This is a genomic window from Aromatoleum bremense, from assembly GCF_017894365.1.
Lineage (GTDB): Bacteria > Pseudomonadota > Gammaproteobacteria > Burkholderiales > Rhodocyclaceae > Aromatoleum > Aromatoleum bremense.
Genome location: NZ_CP059467.1, coordinates 2,893,263 through 2,910,408, shown reverse-complemented (window position 1 = coordinate 2,910,408; position 17,146 = coordinate 2,893,263). Strand labels below are relative to the sequence as shown.

General features: G+C 65.6%; 19 protein-coding genes. 5 read left to right on the top strand and 14 right to left on the bottom strand.

Going from position 1 to position 17,146, the window contains the following annotated elements; translation table 11 throughout:
* Nucleotides 1–12: 12 nt before the first annotated feature.
* Together pbN1_RS13660 and pbN1_RS13655 are read right to left on the bottom strand one after the other, a co-directional pair.
* Nucleotides 13–1,557: an XrtA system polysaccharide chain length determinant gene (locus pbN1_RS13660; RefSeq protein ID WP_169201308.1), complete on the bottom strand. Its 1,545-nt coding sequence runs from the start codon at nt 1,555–1,557 to the stop codon at nt 13–15.
* 77 nt (nt 1,558–1,634) lie between these two features.
* Nucleotides 1,635–2,267: an XrtA/PEP-CTERM system exopolysaccharide export protein gene (locus tag pbN1_RS13655; RefSeq protein WP_169201309.1), complete on the bottom strand. Its 633-nt coding sequence runs from the start codon at nt 2,265–2,267 to the stop codon at nt 1,635–1,637.
* Between the two features lie 34 nt (nt 2,268–2,301).
* Here pbN1_RS13655 and pbN1_RS13650 point away from each other — a divergent pair, with 34 nt between their 5' ends.
* Nucleotides 2,302–3,264 carry an N-acyl amino acid synthase FeeM domain-containing protein gene (locus pbN1_RS13650; protein ID WP_244856957.1) on the top strand — a complete coding sequence of 321 codons (963 nt, stop codon included), beginning with the start codon at nt 2,302–2,304 and terminating at the stop codon, nt 3,262–3,264.
* 206 nt (nt 3,265–3,470) lie between these two features.
* Here the strand turns inward: pbN1_RS13650 and pbN1_RS13645 are convergent, their stop codons facing one another.
* Entirely contained in the window at nt 3,471–4,550 is a 1,080-nt protein-coding gene (locus pbN1_RS13645) for a porin (protein ID WP_169201310.1), read from the bottom strand.
* A 441-nt stretch (nt 4,551–4,991) separates the two neighbouring features.
* Between pbN1_RS13645 and rpoH the strand changes: the two genes are divergently transcribed.
* A complete protein-coding gene (gene rpoH / locus pbN1_RS13640) occupies nt 4,992–5,843 on the top strand; it encodes an RNA polymerase sigma factor RpoH (protein ID WP_169116642.1) in 852 nt (283 codons plus the stop codon).
* Between the two features lie 42 nt (nt 5,844–5,885).
* Here rpoH and pbN1_RS13635 read toward each other — a convergent pair whose 3' ends face one another.
* From pbN1_RS13635 to pbN1_RS13615, 5 genes are read right to left on the bottom strand one after another with little or no spacing between them, the layout of a single operon-like run.
* Nucleotides 5,886–6,473 carry an SCO family protein gene (locus pbN1_RS13635; protein WP_169201311.1) on the bottom strand — a complete coding sequence of 196 codons (588 nt, stop codon included), beginning with the start codon at nt 6,471–6,473 and terminating at the stop codon, nt 5,886–5,888.
* 32 nt (nt 6,474–6,505) lie between these two features.
* On the bottom strand, nt 6,506–7,420 hold the full coding sequence (gene cyoE / locus pbN1_RS13630; protein WP_169201312.1) for a heme o synthase: 915 nt from the start codon (nt 7,418–7,420) through the stop codon (nt 6,506–6,508).
* Nucleotides 7,386–8,423, bottom strand: a complete 1,038-nt coding sequence (locus tag pbN1_RS13625) for a COX15/CtaA family protein (protein WP_169201313.1) — start codon at nt 8,421–8,423, stop codon at nt 7,386–7,388. The genes cyoE and pbN1_RS13625 overlap by 35 nt, the downstream gene beginning before the upstream one ends.
* A 37-nt stretch (nt 8,424–8,460) precedes the next feature.
* Nucleotides 8,461–9,030 carry an SCO family protein gene (locus pbN1_RS13620; RefSeq protein ID WP_169201314.1) on the bottom strand — a complete coding sequence of 190 codons (570 nt, stop codon included), beginning with the start codon at nt 9,028–9,030 and terminating at the stop codon, nt 8,461–8,463.
* On the bottom strand, nt 9,027–9,719 hold the full coding sequence (locus pbN1_RS13615; protein ID WP_169116637.1) for an SURF1 family protein: 693 nt from the start codon (nt 9,717–9,719) through the stop codon (nt 9,027–9,029). The genes pbN1_RS13620 and pbN1_RS13615 overlap by 4 nt, the downstream gene beginning before the upstream one ends.
* 60 nt (nt 9,720–9,779) lie before the next feature.
* Here pbN1_RS13615 and pbN1_RS13610 point away from each other — a divergent pair, with 60 nt between their 5' ends.
* Nucleotides 9,780–9,980, top strand: coding sequence for a twin transmembrane helix small protein (locus tag pbN1_RS13610; protein WP_169116636.1), 201 nt, complete (start codon nt 9,780–9,782; stop codon nt 9,978–9,980).
* Here pbN1_RS13610 and pbN1_RS13605 read toward each other — a convergent pair.
* The 6 genes from pbN1_RS13605 to coxB form a co-directional block, all read right to left on the bottom strand.
* Entirely contained in the window at nt 9,975–10,826 is an 852-nt protein-coding gene (locus tag pbN1_RS13605) for a cytochrome c oxidase subunit 3 (protein ID WP_169116635.1), read from the bottom strand. The two genes, pbN1_RS13610 and pbN1_RS13605, sit on opposite strands and share 6 nt — an antisense overlap.
* Before the next feature lie 18 nt (nt 10,827–10,844).
* Nucleotides 10,845–11,096 (bottom strand): DUF2970 domain-containing protein, encoded by a 252-nt coding sequence (locus pbN1_RS13600; RefSeq protein WP_169116634.1) that lies wholly within the window; start codon nt 11,094–11,096, stop codon nt 10,845–10,847.
* Nucleotides 11,093–11,650 carry a cytochrome c oxidase assembly protein gene (locus pbN1_RS13595; protein WP_169116633.1) on the bottom strand — a complete coding sequence of 186 codons (558 nt, stop codon included), beginning with the start codon at nt 11,648–11,650 and terminating at the stop codon, nt 11,093–11,095. Before pbN1_RS13595 ends, pbN1_RS13600 begins: the two co-directional genes overlap by 4 nt.
* Complete coding sequence (locus tag pbN1_RS13590; RefSeq protein ID WP_210147504.1) at nt 11,647–11,760, bottom strand: cytochrome oxidase small assembly protein; 114 nt, start codon at nt 11,758–11,760, stop codon at nt 11,647–11,649. Before pbN1_RS13590 ends, pbN1_RS13595 begins: the two co-directional genes overlap by 4 nt.
* An 8-nt stretch (nt 11,761–11,768) precedes the next feature.
* The gene (gene ctaD, locus pbN1_RS13585) at nt 11,769–13,346 is read right to left on the bottom strand and encodes a cytochrome c oxidase subunit I (RefSeq protein WP_169201315.1); all 1,578 of its coding nucleotides are present in this window, start codon (nt 13,344–13,346) and stop codon (nt 11,769–11,771) included.
* A 65-nt stretch (nt 13,347–13,411) separates the two neighbouring features.
* Nucleotides 13,412–14,290 carry a cytochrome c oxidase subunit II gene (coxB, locus tag pbN1_RS13580; RefSeq protein WP_244856955.1) on the bottom strand — a complete coding sequence of 293 codons (879 nt, stop codon included), beginning with the start codon at nt 14,288–14,290 and terminating at the stop codon, nt 13,412–13,414.
* A gap of 432 nt (nt 14,291–14,722) precedes the next feature.
* Between coxB and rfaE2 the strand changes: the two genes are divergently transcribed.
* The gene (gene rfaE2, locus pbN1_RS13575) at nt 14,723–15,211 is read left to right on the top strand and encodes a D-glycero-beta-D-manno-heptose 1-phosphate adenylyltransferase (RefSeq protein ID WP_169201316.1); all 489 of its coding nucleotides are present in this window, start codon (nt 14,723–14,725) and stop codon (nt 15,209–15,211) included.
* Nucleotides 15,212–15,294: 83 nt separating this feature from the next.
* Nucleotides 15,295–17,127: a DNA helicase RecQ gene (recQ, locus tag pbN1_RS13570; protein WP_169201317.1), complete on the top strand. Its 1,833-nt coding sequence runs from the start codon at nt 15,295–15,297 to the stop codon at nt 17,125–17,127.
* The last annotated feature ends 19 nt before the right edge of the window (nt 17,128–17,146 follow it).

Genomic DNA, 17,146 nt, shown 5'->3' with positions numbered 1-17,146 from the left:
GATTGATCTCTCCTAGCCTTGCAGCAACTGAACCATCGCGGTCATTCCAACAACCGTCATGACGAACCCGGCAACGCCTCCGCCAAATGCCAGCAGGCCGCGGCGCCTTCGCCTTTCGCGCACGGGGTCGGCAACCAGCGAAACCGCGCCGAGCACCGGCAGGCCGGTGATTTCCCGCAGCGAACGCACATTGTCGAAGGCCGGGCGAAGCTGCGAGAGCAGGAAAGTCAATGCGATGCCGGCTGCCAGCCCAATCAACCCGGCAAATGGCATCAGCAGGACGCGGTTGGGTGCCGCAGGCTTGTTCGGCAGGCTCGGCGGGTCGATCACGCGAAATTCCGTGATGCCGCCCTGAGTGGTCATTTCCACCGATATGTTTGCCGACTCGCGACGCGCCACCAGCAATTCATAGTTGCGCTTATGTACTTCATAATCGCGGTTCAACTGCGTTTGCTCGGCTTCGATCTTCGGCAGCAGTTCGGCCGACGCGCGCAACCGTGCAAGCCGCGAACCGAACTCGGCCACCCGTGCCTGCCGCGACGCGACCATGGCCTCGGCGTCGGCGAGCGAGATCTTCATCTGCTGCACGACCGGGTTGGCATTCGGCACCCACGGCGCGGAGGCGTCGACCTTGCGCATCGCTTCGATTTCTTTCTGTTTCTGCTCCTCGAGCTGCGCAATCACGCGCCGTGCGCCGACAACGTCGGGGTGGTCGTCCGTATAGCGCAGCAGCAGGCCGTCGAGATTTTTTTCCAGCGCGTCGATCCGCCCGTCGATCTCGGGCAACGCGACCGCGGCCGGGTTCTCCGGCTGCGACAGAAGCACGGCGTCCTCGCCGGCCAACTGGCGCTTGAGCGAATCGCGGGAATTCTCCGTTTCCTTGAGTTCGAGTTCCGCCTGCCCCAGTTGGGCAGACAATTCATTCATCTGTGAAACGTAGTCGCGCCCGCCGTCGCCGAGCAGTGCCATGTTGCGCAGGCGAAAGTCCTTCAGGCGGTTTTCGGCTTCGGCAAGCTTTTGCTCGTAACCGGCGATCTGCTCGTCGATGAAGCGCCGCGCCGAAGCGGAATCCTGGCGTTTCCCGACCAGCCCCGATTCGACGAACAGTGACACCAGGGCCTGGACGATGCGCTGGGCGCGCTCCGGATGAGCGTCCTGGTAGGCCAGCGTGAACAGGTTGTCCCGGCCGGTACCCACGATCTCCAGCCCTCCCGTGAGCTCGGCGATGAGCGCCTCGCGCTCGGCGGGGGTGCGCACCTCCAGATCGAGGTCGGCCATCGTGATGAGCTTTTCGACGTTCGGGCGCGTGATCAGGGTGCGGCTCAGGATCGCGATCTGCTGGTTGATGTTGGGTTGAACCGCGAGCCCCGACATCAGCGGGCGCAACACCGACTGCGTGTCAACGAAGATGCGTGCCGTGGATTCGTAACGATCGGGCATCGAATAGATCACGAAGCCTCCCGCGATGCCGACGATCCACGCAAATGTGAGCCCCCACCAGCGGAAGCGCCACATGCCGTGCAGGTACCCGACCATCCGAGAAAGAAGTTCTTCCATCAGCGTCCCCGTCCCTTGTCACCGTGTGAATCGACGTACCTGCCGCACTGCGCAGGCACGCAGCTCAAGTCAGGAAATCAGAACCAGCTCTGGGGGATGATCAGGACGTCGCCCGGCCGCACTTCGACGTTCGCCGACACGTCGCCATCCTTGATCAGATCCTCGATGCGAACGCTGTACTGCTTGTTTCCTTCACCGGTACGGAGAATCGACGCGCCGTTGCCGTCGGCAAACTCGGTGATGCCCCCCACCGCAATCATCACGTCGAGCAGCGTCATCTTCTGCACGTAGGGCAGAGTCTGCGGCGTTGTCGCCTCGCCGACCACGCGAACCTGCTCGCTATAGGGCCCGACGAAAGCGGTCACGATGACCGTCACGATCGGCTCGCGAATGAACTTGGCGAGTGCCTTCTCGATATCGCGCGCAAGCGTCGACGAATCCTTCCCTAGCGCGGGCAGATCCTCGACCAGTGGCGTCGTGATCTTTCCGTCCGGCCGCACCGGCACCGACATCGACAATTCGGGGTTTCGCCACACGACGATATTCACGTTGTCGCCGGGCCCGATCACATAGTTGTAATCGGCATCGGACGCGAGGCTCGGTGCCGGCGGAAACGAGGACGTCGCACACCCCGACAACAGCCCCGCCGCAATCGTCAATCCCAGGAACTTGCGGACACCGTCAGCCAACATCGATGCATTGTCTTTCATCACCCATGCTCCCCCTTCTGGATCGATGCCCATCATGCGCTGGGCAAGTTCCCTTCATGCTACGAATCGTAACCCCTTATACAGCAGGAAAAAATACACAACCGCTTACAGCGTCCATAATCCCCTGCCGGTAGAGTTCGGCGCGCGGCCTGAAACGGATCGCGCTCTTCTTGCCCCCGAATTCGTCCGGGCGGTTTCCTCCTCCAATGACGAGGCGCAAACACAAATGACAGAAGCAGCTTACCACGCCGAACGCATTACAAAAGCGAAGCAATCACGCTTGAAACCGTCGCTTTCAATCGTCGACTACAGATTCGGCGCGATGGATCCGGACTTTGCGATCAGGCGGGATGGATATCACGTTCGGCTTGTCCATGACGACATGGACGGCGTATACGGCAAAATCAGCAAGCTCATCCAGCGGATGTATTCATGGCGCGGGCTTGCGACGGATCAGCCGGCGAAGCTGTCGAAACATGCCGGCCAGACAACGCTGGCGGCTTGCAAGGGAGACCTTCTTTTCGGCACCTTGACGGTGGGCATCGATTCGCCCCGCGGCTTACTCGCCGACACACTTTACCAGGGCGAGATCGACGAGGCGCGCAGCAATGGCGCACGGGTATGCGAAGTGACCCGGCTGGCAATGGACCCGTCGCACAGTTCGCCGGAAGTGCTGGCGTCGGTTTTTCACCTCGCTTTCATGATCACGCGCCTCGTGCATCACATGACGGATCTGTTCATCGAGGTGCATCCCCGGCATACGGCCTTCTACAGTCGCATGATGGGCTACGAGGTCGCGGGGCCGGAACGCATCTGCCCGCGCGTCGGCGCCCCCGCAGTGCTGATGCGGCTTTCACTCGAACACGCGGAACACGAAATCCGGCGCATCGGCGGGAATGCGTCGTCGCGGGACCGCAGCCTCTACCGTCTGTTTTTCTCGCCTGCCGAACAGGACAAGATGTTGCTGGACCTGCAAAGTCCGCGCTTCGCGGTCTGAGCCGACGGCGCCGCCCGCCGGGCGCGCGTCAGAATCGGCAACGCCACATTCATTGTTCCTGACCAGCGGACGAATCCGTGGTCAGATTCCGGCAAAGCCAAGCCCGATCTCCCATCGCGTCATAGTGGGCGCAGTCGCGCGCGTCACTGGGCGCACATGAAAACGGGCGCCGAAGCGCCCGCGGATTTCAAATCGTCAGGAGACGATCAGAACGAGTGGTTCAGGCCGATCAGGAAGTTGCGGCTTTCTTCGTCGAAGAGGGCGGCGCCAGTGGTCTCGTCGGTCCTTTTAGCGAGGACCGAGATGTTGGTCGCGTCGTCGTTATCGACCTGCGTGTAGCCCATGTAAGCGGTCGTGCGCTTCGACAGGCTGTGCGAGTACAGCAGCGACCAGGCAGCGGCGTCGCTGTCATCCCTATCCGCATCCGTGCGGCCATACGACAGATGGACCTTGCCGGCCGAGCTGACCGGGACGATACCGCCGACCTGCCAGACCTTGTCGCTGTCTTCCCTGTCGGTGGCATCCTTGATGACCTGGTACGAACCCATCAGCTTGAACATGCCGAAGTCGTAGGCGGCGCCCAGATACGCTTCCTTCTTGGTGTCGTCGGCAACCCCGTTGAACTTCTCGCTCGCGATGGCGCCGGCGTCCTGCTTCACCTGGCTGTAGACGAGGCCGACGGCGAGCGGGCCGTTCGCGTACTCGGCGCCGATGGCTGCCGTGTCACCCGCCTGGCGGTTATTGTCCTGGTTCTCTTCGTTGAAACCATAGATCGCGTTCAGCGTCAGGCCGCCGAAATCGGGCGACTTGTAGTTGATCGAGTTGCTGAGGCGCGCCGGGCTGGCTGCGACGATGTTCGAACCGAGGGCGTTGGCAAGAATGAACTGCGGGCTGAACGGAACGACGTTGATCGCATCGTACTTGAGCACGTAGTAGCCCGGCGAGTACTGGCGACCGAGGCCGAGGAAGCCGAAACCGCCCTGCAGGCCGACGAACTGCTGACGGCTACGCGAGGCACCGGAGCCGACGCCTTCGTTGTCGTCGAGTTCGATACCGTACTCGAGCGTGAACACGGCCTTCAGGCCGTTGCCGAGGTCCTCGCTACCCTTGAAGCCCAGGCGGAAACCCGCCCAGCCGCCGCTCTCGACGCCGGTGAACTTGTTGTCGTCCATCTTGCCGTAGCCGAAGAAAGCGTCGGCGATACCGTACACGGTGACGTTCGACTGCGCGAAAACCGGGGCGGAGACCAGGCCGGCGACGGCCAGGGCAATCAGTTTCTTCTGCATGTATGTTTCTCCTCTAATTTGAAGCTGAGACCGGGGAATCCACCACGGCCCGACTTACCTCTCAAGCGAGAAGTTGAAGCGATTGTACAAAACGGGAGCATGCAGGCGCAAGTCAAGCAGGGCCGGAATGCACCCTGCCGGCAAAAGATGTTGCACCGACGCAACATGGATACCCGATGCGGCACACTCGGGCATTGCAGCCCTTTTCCGAGGGCGCGCCGGGCATATACCTTCGGCATTGCTGCACTGCGGACGCAACGTGATGCGCATGCCTGCGGAGTCCGGCGAAACCGGCAGACGGCAAAGATTTTCGGCGCCACGGACATGGCGCCGCCGGTGCGGCACACCCCAATGCCGGATGCCCGCCACCGGAACTCGGGCATGCGCTTAGCACTCTCAGGCCATGAGTGCTAACATTGGTTTCGAGGAGGACCCGTACATATGAGCCAAGCCCTGTCTTTCCCGGTACCTTTTGCCGTCGGCAGTATCGACCAGTACATCCAGTCGGTGAATCGCATCCCGCTGCTCACCGAGCAGGAAGAGGTGAATCTGGCCACGCGCCTGCGCCACGAAGGCGATCTGGAAGCTGCCCGCGGGCTGGTGATGTCTCATCTGCGGCTGGTGGTCGCGATCTCGCGCGGTTACCTCGGCTATGGCTTGCCGCACGCCGACCTGATCCAGGAAGGCAACATCGGCCTGATGAAAGCGGTGAAGCGCTTCGACCCCGATCGCGGCGTGCGGCTCGTTTCGTTCGCGATCCACTGGATCAAGGCCGAGATCCACGAGTACATCCTGAAGAACTGGCGCCTCGTCAAGATCGCGACGACCAAGGCGCAGCGCAAGCTGTTCTTCAACCTGCGCAGTCTCAAGCAGGACACCGGCACGCTGAATCGGGACGAAGTGGTCGCGGTCGCGAAGCAGCTCGGCGTAAAACCCGAGGAAGTCGTCGAGATGGAGACCCGGCTCACCGGGCGGGACGTCCAGCTCGAGGGCGGGGCCGACGACGACGAACATCACTTCGCGCCGATCGCCTACCTGCCCGACCCGCACGCCGAGCCTTCGGAAGTGCTCGAACAGGCACAACTGGCCCGCCTGCAGGACGAGGGGCTGAGCGACGCGCTCGCGAGCCTTGACGACCGCAGCCGCACGATCGTCAAACGGCGCTGGCTGACCGAAGGCGACAGTGCGACGCTGCACGAACTCGCCGCCGAATACGGCGTGTCGGCGGAACGCATCCGCCAGATCGAGGCCAAGGCGATGCAGAAGATGCGGGGCTTGCTGGCGGCTGCGTGAGAGCCGGAGGCGCGAGCATGCGGCCTCACGCCGGGGGACCCGTCACTTCGGCGGCAGCAACGCCCTGATGTCCGCCGCGATGTTTTCGGCGGATTCTCCGTGCTTCACATACAGGCGCAACCGCCCTGCCGGATCGAAGACATAGGTCCCGGCAACATGATCGACGGTGTAGTTCGCGCCTTCGATATCGCCGCTTTTCTGGTAGAAAACGCGGAAATCCTTCGCCACCGCCTGCGTCTGGGCGGCATCGCCATACAAGCCGAGGAAGCGCGCGTCGAACTGCGGAACGTAGTTCGCGAGCAGCGCTTGTGTGTCGCGCTCGGGGTCGACGGTGACGAACAGCACCTGCACGCGCTCGGCGTCCGGCCCGAGCTGGCGCATCACTTCGCTCATCGTCGACAGCGTCGTCGGGCAGACGTCCGGGCATTGCGTATAGCCGAAGAACATCGTCACAACCTTGCCGCGGAAGTCCGCCAGCGTGCGCGGGGTGCCGTGGTGGTCGGTCAGCGAAAAGGTGCTGCCGTATTCGGCACCGGTGATGTCCGTGGCGTGGAAAGAAGGCTTGGGTGCGGAGGAATCGGTACAGCCCGCGAGCGCAAGCGCGGTCGCGAGGATCAGGGTGCGTAGCATCGGGACGTCGGCGGGCTGCAACAGCAGCGGGATCAGAACGGGAGGTAATGATCCGCCAGGAGCGCCGCGAAGAGCAAGAACAGATACAGGATCGAGAAGCGGAACGTGCGCCGCGCGAACGCGTCGCTGTAGTGTGCGTACAGGCGCCACGCATGGCGCAGGAAGCCGACGCCCAGCGCGATGGCGCAGACGAGATACAGCGGACCGCTCATTCGCGTGGCGAACGGCAGCAGCGTGACGCCGAACAGGATGCAGGTGTAGAGCAGCACCGACAGGCGGGTGAATTCCGGCCCGTGGGTCACCGGCAGCATCGGCAGGCCGGCGCGCGCATAGTCGGCGCTGCGATAGAGCGCCAGCGCCCAGAAATGCGGCGGCGTCCAGGCGAAGATGATCAGGAACAGCAACAGGGCGTCGGCGCTGACCTCGCCGGTGACGGCGGCCCAGCCGAGCACCGGCGGCATTGCGCCGGATGCGCCCCCGATCACGATGTTCTGCGGCGTGCGCGGCTTGAGCAGGACTGTATAGACGACGGCGTAACCGACGAAAGTCGCGAGCGTCAGCCACATCGTCAGCGGATTCACCCATTGGTACAGCACCGTCAGCCCGGTGCCGCCGAGCACGCCGGCAAAAAGCAGTGTTTCGGCCGGCGCCAGTTCGCCGCGGGGCAGCGGGCGGTGGCGGGTGCGCGCCATGCGGGCGTCGATGTGGGCTTCGATGAGGCAGTTCATCGCCGCTGCGGCGCCGGCGACGAAGGCGATACCCAGCGTCGCGAAAATGACGCTCTTCGGATCCGGCAGCCCGTCGGGCACGGCGAGGAACATCCCGATCACCGCGCAAAACACGATCAGCGTATTGACGCGCGGTTTCGTCAGCACGTAGAACGCATGCAGCCGCCGGCCGGCGGCATGGCGATCAAGCGTAAGAGTTCTTGTGTTCAGGACGCTCATGTTCGCTTCTCCCCACTGCGGCCAGCCGGGGCATGGCGCGCATCCGGTAGTTGATCGTCACCATCACGCTGACCAGCAGCGCCGCGCCCGCGTTGTGCGCGACGGCAAGCGGCAGCGGCAGGCTGAGCAGGACATTCGCCACGCCGAGCGCCGTCTGCAGCGCGAGCACGGCAAACAGCGCCAACCCCGCCACCCGCGTCGCCCGACGCCGGAACAACGCCCACGCGAGCAGGGACAGCGCCAGCGCGGTGAGCGCAGCCCCGATCCGGTGTGACCAGTGGATCGCCGTCAGCGCGGCAAACAACAGGATCTCGCCATCGGCAGTCATGCCGAGTTCGCGCACGACCTGGAATGCCCCGGTGTAGTCCGCGGGCGGCCAGAAGCTCCCCTGGCACGCAGGAAAATCGCTGCATGCGAGCGCCGCGTAATTCGTGCTGGTCCAGCCGCCGAGCATGATCTGGACCGCGAGCAGCACGAACGCGAAGCGCGCCGCGCCCAGCAGGCCGCGCGACACGGCAACGTGCGGCCTTCGCGACGCCTTCAGCGCAAGCCATGCGAGCAATCCCAGCGTCGCCAGCCCGCCGAGCAGATGCGCGGTGACGATCGCCGGCTTGAGCAGCAGCGTGACGGTCCATTTACCGAGCAATCCCTGGAAGATCACGAGGCCGACGAGCCCAGCGGCGACCCGTGGCGAACTCGCCGGGTCATCGCGCCTGCGCCACGCGAGCACGGCGATCGCAACGATCAACAGCCCGAGGCTCGCGGCAAGGTAGCGGTGGATCATCTCCTTCCACGCCTTGGGCAGGCTCACCGGCCCGTGCGGATCGGCCGCGTGCGTCTGCAGGATGTCCGCCGCGGCGTGGTGCGGCGTGAGGCGGCCGTAGCATCCGGGCCAGTCCGGACAGCCGAGGCCGGCGTCGGAGAGCCGCACATAGGCGCCGAACACGACCACCAGCGTCGTCAGCGCCAGCGCGGCCAGCACCAGGCGGCGGTAGAGCGTCATCGGTGCCTCCTCGGCAGCGTTCGCGGCGCGCACCTCGTCACCCCCGCCCGAGCCCGGAATACTTGAGCAGGCGCTCCAGGTCCTTGATCACTCCCTTGATGTCCGTCGGGACAGGGAAACGCATCATCACGTTGCCCAGCGGATCGACCAGGAACACATGAACGCCCCGCGCCGCGCCGGGAAAGCGGACGAGCCACGGCGAGTTGCCGCGCGCGACACGCAGCCCGTCGTGCCGGCCGAGCAGCGCCGCCGGCGGATCGACGTTGTCGGTGACGAGCCACAGGCGCGCGACGCGCGTCATCTCCTTGCCCTGCGCGAGACGCGACTGGCGCACCGCGTACAAAGCCCGTTCACAATCGGCCCCGCAGGCGCCGGAGCCGGCATAGACGAGCGTCCAGCGGCCGTCCACCGCCTCTCGTCCGAACGGCGGCTGGCCGGCCACGCCGGGGAAAACCGCGTCGGGCAGTGGCGCGGGCGGAATCAACTCGCCGTAATTCACCTGGCCCTGCGGCTGCCACACGTAATAGGCGAAATACGACGCCGCAACAGGAAGGGTGCATACCAGCACAAGCGCGGCGAGCGTGAGTTTTGCACTGCGTTGCGTCACGGCCTGAGCCTCCTGAAGACATACACGCCGGTCATCACCAGCGACAATCCGGCGAGCGAGTACCACTGCAGCGCATAGCCGCGGTGGCGGTCGATGCCGGCGTCCGGTCGCGGCCAGTCGCGCTGCAGTCCATCGGCGGCAGCCGAGGTCTGCTGGACGATCCAGTCGCGCACCGCGAGCCCCGACAGCGCGCGATAGCGCTCCATGTCGAGGTACTGCCAGACTCGCCCCTGCGCAGCCTCCGGTGCAAGGGTGAAGGGGTCGACCTGCGGCATGCGGACGATACCGGCAAGGTTCACGCTCCCCGCCGCGGGCGCCGCATCGGGCAATACGGCGCGGTCCGCGCCCGCCGCGATCCAGCCGCGATTCACCAGCACCCAGCCCGCATCGCCTTCCAGGCGCAGCGGTGTCAGGACTTCGTAGCCTGCACGGCCGCGATGGACGCGGTTGTCGAGATAAATCGTCGCTGCCGGGCTCCATTCGCCGTGCAGGCGGACCGGCTGCCATTCGGCCATCTGCATCGATGCCGAAGGCGAAACCGGGGCGGTGGCAGCCGCGGATTCGATGCGCGCCTGCAGCGCGGTCTTCTCGGCCGCCCGGCCCAGCTGCCAGTTGCCGAGCTGCGCGGTCAGCAGCGCTAGCGCGACGCCGGCGATCAGCGGCAGCGGATGAAAGCGGTCGAAAATCATCGCCGCCGCCGTCCGTTTCGACCAGAATGGAACTCTTCGCCAGCTCGCCGGAGTCCCGTCATGCACGTCGTCGTGATCGTCTTTCTGGTGCTCATCGTCGGCAGCCTCGCGTCGGCGCTGGTGTTCCTGCTGCGCGACCAGGGCAAGGGCCGGCGCACCGTGCATGCGCTTGCGCTGCGCGTCGCGCTGTCGATCGCGCTGTTCGTGCTGCTGATGGCGGGGTTCGCGTCGGGGCTGATCACGCAGCGCCTCGGTTCATAGCCAATACACGACGACGAACAGCATCAGCCACACGACGTCGACAAAGTGCCAGTACCACGCGGTCGCCTCGAAGGCGAAATGGTGCTCCGGACTGAAGTGGCCGGCGAGCACGCGGCCGAGCGTCACCGTCAGCATGATCGCGCCGATCGTCACATGCAGGCCGTGGAAGCCGGTCAGCATGAAGAAGGTCGAGCCGTAGATGCCGGTGTCGAGCTGCAGATTGAGTTCCTGGTAGGCGTGGACGTATTCGTAGATCTGGAAGCCGAGGAACGTCACGCCGAGCAGGATCGTCACCAGCAGGCCGATCTTGAGCTGGCTGCGATTGTCTTTCAGCAGGCCGTAATGCGCCCACGTCAGCGTCGCGCCTGATGACAGAAGGATCAGCGTGTTCAGCGCCGGGATGCCCCAGGCGCCCATCGGCGTGAAAGGGTCCACCAGATAGGGGCCGTCGGACGGCCAGGCGCCGGTGAAACCCTGCCAGATCAATGCCTCGTTCGCGCCGCTCGCAAGCCACGGCACGCTCAGCACGCGGGCGTAGAACAGCGCGCCGAAGAACGCGGCAAAGAACATCACCTCCGAAAAAATAAACCAGCCCATCGACCAGCGAAACGAGCGGTCGACCTGCTTGCCGTACTTGCCGCTCTGGGATTCGCGGATCACCTGTCCGAACCAGCCGAACAGCATGTAGACGAGGGTCGCTGCGCCGAGGAACAGCACCCATCGCCCGGCGCCGATCCTGTTCAGCCACATCACCGCGCCGGACGCGGACAGCAGCAGCGCAATCGAGCCGAAGATCGGGTACTTCGACGGCTCCGGCACGAAGTATTTGTCCAGCGTGTGCGTCATGACTGCCTCCCAGGCCTTCTATGCTCCGACGACGAAGTGCACGACCGTGACGAGGCCGAGCACGAACAGCAATCCCGCCAGCAGCCCGACCGCGACGACCAGTTTCGGGTCCAGCGAAGTGGCGTCGCGGTGGTAGGCGTCGTGCCGCCGCACACCGAGAAACGACCACAGCACGGCCCTGAACGTCGCCCAGAAACCGGCCCGGCGCGGCTCGCCCCGCGGTTCCGGCCCCGGCCCCGGCAATGCGCCGTCGTCCCGCTCATCGCTCAAGACGCGGCTCCGCCTCCGGGCGCGCCGACCACCCGCCGACCCGCGATCTCGAAGAAGGTATAAGACAGCGTGATCGTCGTGATTTCGGCAGGCAGCTCGGCATCGACGACGAAGGCGACCGGCATCGTGCGCTTTTCGCCAGCCTGGAGCGTCTGCTGCGTGAAGCAGAAGCAGTCCAGCTTGCGGAAGAACTTCCCCGCGCGCTGCGGCCCGTAGCTCGGCACGGCCTGTCCGGTGACCGGCTCGTCGCGGGTGTTCGACACTTCGTACGCGATCGTCACCAGTTCGCCGGGGTGGACCTTCACGGCCGCCTGCAGCGGGCGAAAGCGCCACGGCAGGTCGTGGGTGTTGGCATCGAACTGCACGGTGATCGTGCGCGAGGCGTCCACCTGCGAGTTCGCGACGCGGTCCGGCCGCAGCAGGTTGTTGACGCCGGCGACCTCGCAGATCTTTTCGTAGAACGGCACGAGCAGGAAGCCGAAGCCGAACATCACCACTGCCGCCAGCGCGAGGCGGAACAGCAGCCGGCGGTTCTCGGCAGCAATCATGCTCATCGCGCGAACACTCCGTACTTGAGGATGACGGCGATGAAGAACGCGAGGGCGAGCGCCGCCAGCACCAGTGCGGTGCGGACGTTGGCCGAGCGGCGCGGATCCCTTGCCATGTTTCTCATCACCTCACGACCGGTGCTTCCTCGAAGGTGTGGTACGGCGCCGGCGACGGCACCGTCCATTCCAGCCCGTCGGCGCCCTCCCACGCACGCGCCGCCGCCTTTGCGCCGCCCCGCACGCATTTCACTGCGACGACGATGAAGATCAGTTGCGACAGACCGAAGCCGAACGCGCCGATCGTCGCGAGCATGTTGAAATCGGCAAACTGCAGCGCGTAGTCCGGGATGCGCCGCGGCATGCCGGCGAGCCCGAGGAAATGCATCGGGAAGAACGCAATGTTGAAGAACACCATCGAGCACCAGAAGTGGATTTTGCCGAGCCGCTCGTCAGGCATGTGGCCGGTCCATTTCGGCAGCCAGTAGTACGCGCCACCGAACAGCGCAAACAGGCTGCCGGCCACCAGCACGTAGTGGAAATGCGCGACGACGTAATAGGTGTCCTGCACCTGGATGTCGATCGGCGCGACCGCGACGATCAGGCCGGTGAAGCCGCCGATCGTGAACACCAGGATGAACCCGACCGCCCACAGCATCGGTGGCTCGAAACTCATCGAACCGCGCCACATCGTCGCGACCCAGTTGAACACTTTCACGCCCGTCGGCACCGCGATCAGCATCGTCGCGTACATGAAGAACAGCTGCCCGACGGCCGGCATGCCGGTCGTGAACATGTGGTGCGCCCACACCGAGAAGCTCAGGATCGCGATCGCTGCAAGCGCGTACACCATCGACGCGTAGCCGAACAGCGGTTTTCTGGCGAACGTCGGGATGATGTGGCTGATGATGCCGAAGGCCGGGAGAATCATGATGTACACCTCCGGGTGGCCGAAGAACCAGAAGATGTGCTGGTACATCACCGGGTCGCCGCCGCCCGCGGCGTTGAAGAAGCTCGTACCGAAGTGCCGGTCGGTGAGCACCATCGTCACCGCGCCGGCGAGCACCGGCATCACCGCGATCAGCAGATAGGCGGTGATGAGCCATGTCCAGCAGAATAGCGGCATCTTCATCAGGGTCATGCCGGGCGCGCGCATGTTCAGCACCGTGACGACGATGTTGATCGCGCCCATGATCGAGCTGATCCCCATGATGTGCACCGCGAAGATCGCCATGTCCTGGCCGATGCCCATCTGCACCGACAGCGGCGCGTACATCGTCCAGCCGGCCGCGGTGGCGCCGCCGGGAACGAAGAACGAGCCGATCAGCAGGATCGCCGCCGGCGGCAGCAGCCAGAAGCTCCAGTTGTTCATGCGCGCGAAGGCCATGTCGCAGGCGCCGACCATCAGCGGGATCTGCCAGTTCGCGAAGCCGACGAAGGCCGGCATGATCGCGCCGAAGATCATCACCAGACCATGCATCGTCGTCAGCTGGTTGAAGAATTCCGGCTGGACGATCTGCAGGCCGGGCTGGAACAGTTCGGCGCGGATCGTCAGCGCCAGCACGCCGCCGGACAGGAACATCACGAAGCTGAAAATCAGGTACATCGTGCCGATGTCCTTGTGATTCGTCGTCGTGACCCAGCGCATCAGCCCGGTCGGGCCGTGATGGTGGTCGTGCAACTGATCGGGGGTTACCGCGGCCATGCTGCCTCCTTGACGTTCCGCTCCGGCTTGCTGGCCCGGACCGGTTGCTGCGCTCGTGCTGCCGTTCAGTTGCCTGCCGGGGCCGCGTTCGCCGGGGCGGGTTGCGCAGCCCCCTCTTCGGCAGCCGGTGCGGCCGGCATCGGGGTGGCGCCCTGCGCCGTTGCGCCTCCCGTGGCAGGCGCCGCCGCCCCTGCTGCAAGCTGGCGGGCGACCCATTCGGTGTAAGCCTGCTGCGACACGACGTGCACTTCGACCGGCATGAAGCCGTGGTCGCGGCCGCACAGTTCGGCGCAGTTGCCGCGATATACGCCTTCGGTATCGGCGCGGAACCACGCGTCGCGGATGAAACCGGGGATCGCATCCTGCTTGACGCCGAACGCCGGCACCCACCACGAATGGATCACATCGTTGGCCGTCGTCAGCACCCGGATGCGCTTGCCGACCGGCACGACGAGCGGGTTGTCGACCTCGAGCAGGTAATGCTCGCCTTTCGGCGCATCGCCCTCGATCTGGTCGCGCGGCGTCGACAGGTTCGAGACGAAACGGATCCCCTGGCCTTCGCCCTGCAGGTAGTCATAGCCCCATTTCCACTGATAACCGGTGGCCTTGATCGTGATGTCGGGGTCCGCGGTGTTCTTCATGTCCAGCACCGTCTTCGTCGCCGGCCACGCCATCCCGAGCAGGATGAACACCGGGATGATCGTCCAGGCGATCTCCACCGACGTGTTCTCGTGGAAATTCGCCGCCACCGCGCCGCGCGACTTGCGATGCCGGAATACCGCCCAGAACATGACGCCGAACACCGCGACGAAGATCACCAGGCAGATGATCAGCATCAGGTTGTGCAGGTCGTAGATCTGGGCGCCGATCGGCGTGACGGGCGGCGGGAGGTTGAATTTGCTCGGTATGCTCTGCGCGACGGCAGCGGAAGCTACGGGGAGCAAGATGACTGGAGCTGCAACGCGACCGGCAAGACGCATGTCCCAACCTCTATCGAATGCAGTGTCGGCGTCGCCCGGGGAGGCGGAATCGCATCACGTGCGAGCCCGCTTTCCGAGCCGTGACGGCCGGCGCCGGAAGCCGTGCATCGTGGCCCACCGGCGAGAACAAACCGCTACCCGGAAGGAATCGCAATCCTGATGATGAAAGATTTTTCCGTGTAGTCGAACTGATCATGCCATAGCAAAATCAGCGTTCGCAATACGGGTTTTTGAGCATCATCAATATTTTGCAGTGCAATACGTGCTAGTCGCTTACTGCCCGCAAGGAATGGGGAACCCTATCGGGGTTTTCCCGCAGGGGTGCGCACTGCACTGCGCAACGGGCCGCGGGGCTTCCGGGCTAAAATCGCGTGCCCGTCCACTGCGACCCGAAAAATGCGCTATTCCCGCCCCGCTTTCGAGACCAAAATCTGCCCGCCGGAGGAACTCGCGATCCGTGCCGCGGCGCTCCCCCGCCCGCTCGTATTCACGAACGGCTGTTTCGACATCCTGCATCGCGGCCACGTCACCTACCTCGCCCAGGCGCGCGCGCTCGGCGCCGCAATGGTCGTCGCGCTGAACACCGATGCGTCGGTGCGGCGTCTGGGCAAAGGCGACGACCGGCCGGTCAATCCGCTCGAAGATCGCGCCGCGGTCATGGCCGCGCTCGCATGCGTGGACCTCGTGACGTGGTTCGACGAAGACACACCGCTCGCGTGCATCCTCGAAGCCCGGCCCGACGTCCTCGTCAAGGGCGGCGACTGGGCGCCCGAACGGATCGTCGGCGCGACCGAAGTGCGCGGCTGGGGGGGCGCCGTGCATTCGATTCCGTTCGAGCACGAGCGCTCGACGACGACGCTGCTCGGCCGCATCCGCGGCAGCTGAAATCGCGCACCGCAACGGATCCGGTCGCCGCTGCGGCGGCGACGCCCCGATCGGCCGCCCGCCAGCGCACGAGCGCCGTTAAAATGCTGCCGATGACTCCCGCTGCAGCTTCCCCCTCCTCGCTCCACATTCTCGAACACGTCTTCGGCTACACCGCATTCCGCGGCGAGCAGGAGGCGATCGTCGAACACGTTGCCGCCGGTGGCGACGCCCTGGTCCTGATGCCGACCGGCGGCGGCAAGTCGCTGTGCTTCCAGATCCCGGCGCTGATGCGCGCGGGCACCGCGGTGGTCGTGTCGCCGCTGATCGCGCTGATGCAGGACCAGGTCAGCGCGCTGCGCGAAGCCGGCGTCGCGGCCGCCTATCTGAACTCCAGCCAGGCCGCCGACGAATCCGCCGCGGTCGAGCGCGACCTCGTCGGCGGACGGCTCGACCTGCTGTACGTCGCGCCGGAGCGCCTGCTGACCGGGCGCCTGCTCGCGACGCTCGACCGGCTGCACGAGGCCGGACGCATCGCGCTGTTCGCGATCGACGAGGCGCACTGCGTGTCGCAGTGGGGCCACGACTTCCGCCCGGAATACCTGCAGCTGTCGGTGCTGTCCGAACGCTTCCCGGCGGTGCCGCGGATCGCGCTGACCGCGACCGCCGACCCCGAAACCCGCGAGGAAATCGCCCAGCGCCTCGCGCTCGGCGACGCGCGCCGCTTCGTGTCGAGCTTCGACCGGCCGAACATCCGCTACCGCATGGTCGACAAGGACAACCCGCGCGCGCAGCTGCTCGCGTTCATCCGCGACGATCACGCCGGCGAAGCGGGCATCGTGTATTGCCTGTCGCGGCGCAAGGTCGAGGAGACCGCGGCATGGCTCGGCGAACAGGGCATCCGCGCGCTCGCTTACCACGCCGGCATGGCGCAGGAAATCCGCGCCGCGCACCAGAGCCGCTTCCTGCGGGAGGACGGCATCGTCATGGTCGCGACGATCGCGTTCGGCATGGGCATCGACAAGCCCGACGTGCGCTTCGTCGCGCACCTCGACCTGCCGCGCTCGATCGAAGGCTATTACCAAGAGACCGGCCGCGCCGGTCGCGACGGCCTCGCGGCGCAGGCGTGGATGGCGTGGGGCGCGCAGGACATCGTGCAGCAGCGGCGCATGATCGACGAATCCGAAGGCGCGGACGACTTCAAGTGGCGGGCGCGGGCGCGGCTCGACGCGCTGGTCGGCCTGGTCGAGACGACCGGCTGCCGGCGCCAGTTCCTGCTCGCGCATTTCGGCGAAGAGGGCGAGGCCTGCGGCAACTGCGACAACTGTCTCGAGCCGCCGCGCACGTGGGACGCGACCGACGCGGCGCGTCGCGCGCTGTCGGGCGTGTTCCGCACCGGCCAGCGCTTCGGCGCCGGCCACGTCATCGACGTGCTGCGCGGCGAACTCACCGACAAGGTGCGCGACTGGAAGCACGACCAGGTCAGCACGTTCGGCATCGGCGCCGAGCTCGACGACAAGACCTGGCGCACGCTGTTCCGCCAGCTCGTCGCGCGGGGGCTGCTCGCGGTCGACCACGACCGCCACAGCGCGCTGACGCTGACCGACCTCGCCCGCCCGCTGCTGCGCGGCGAAGCCGAATTCGCGCTGCGCCTGGCGCCGGAAAAGCGGCGTTCGAAGCGCAGCCGCAGCACCCGCCTGGAGATACCCGACGGCGTGCCGCTGACCTTGTTCGACCGCCTGCGCGCGTGGCGAGCGGCGACCGCGCGCGAACGCAACGTGCCTGCCTACGTGATCTTCCACGACGCGACGCTGCGCGAAATCGCGCTCGCCCGCCCGGTGAGCCTCGCCGAACTCGCGGGCATCTCGGGCATCGGCGACCGCAAGCTCGAGGCGTACGGCGCGGACATCCTCGCCGAGATCGCGCGCGAAGTCTGAAACGCCGGTGCGCGCCCGC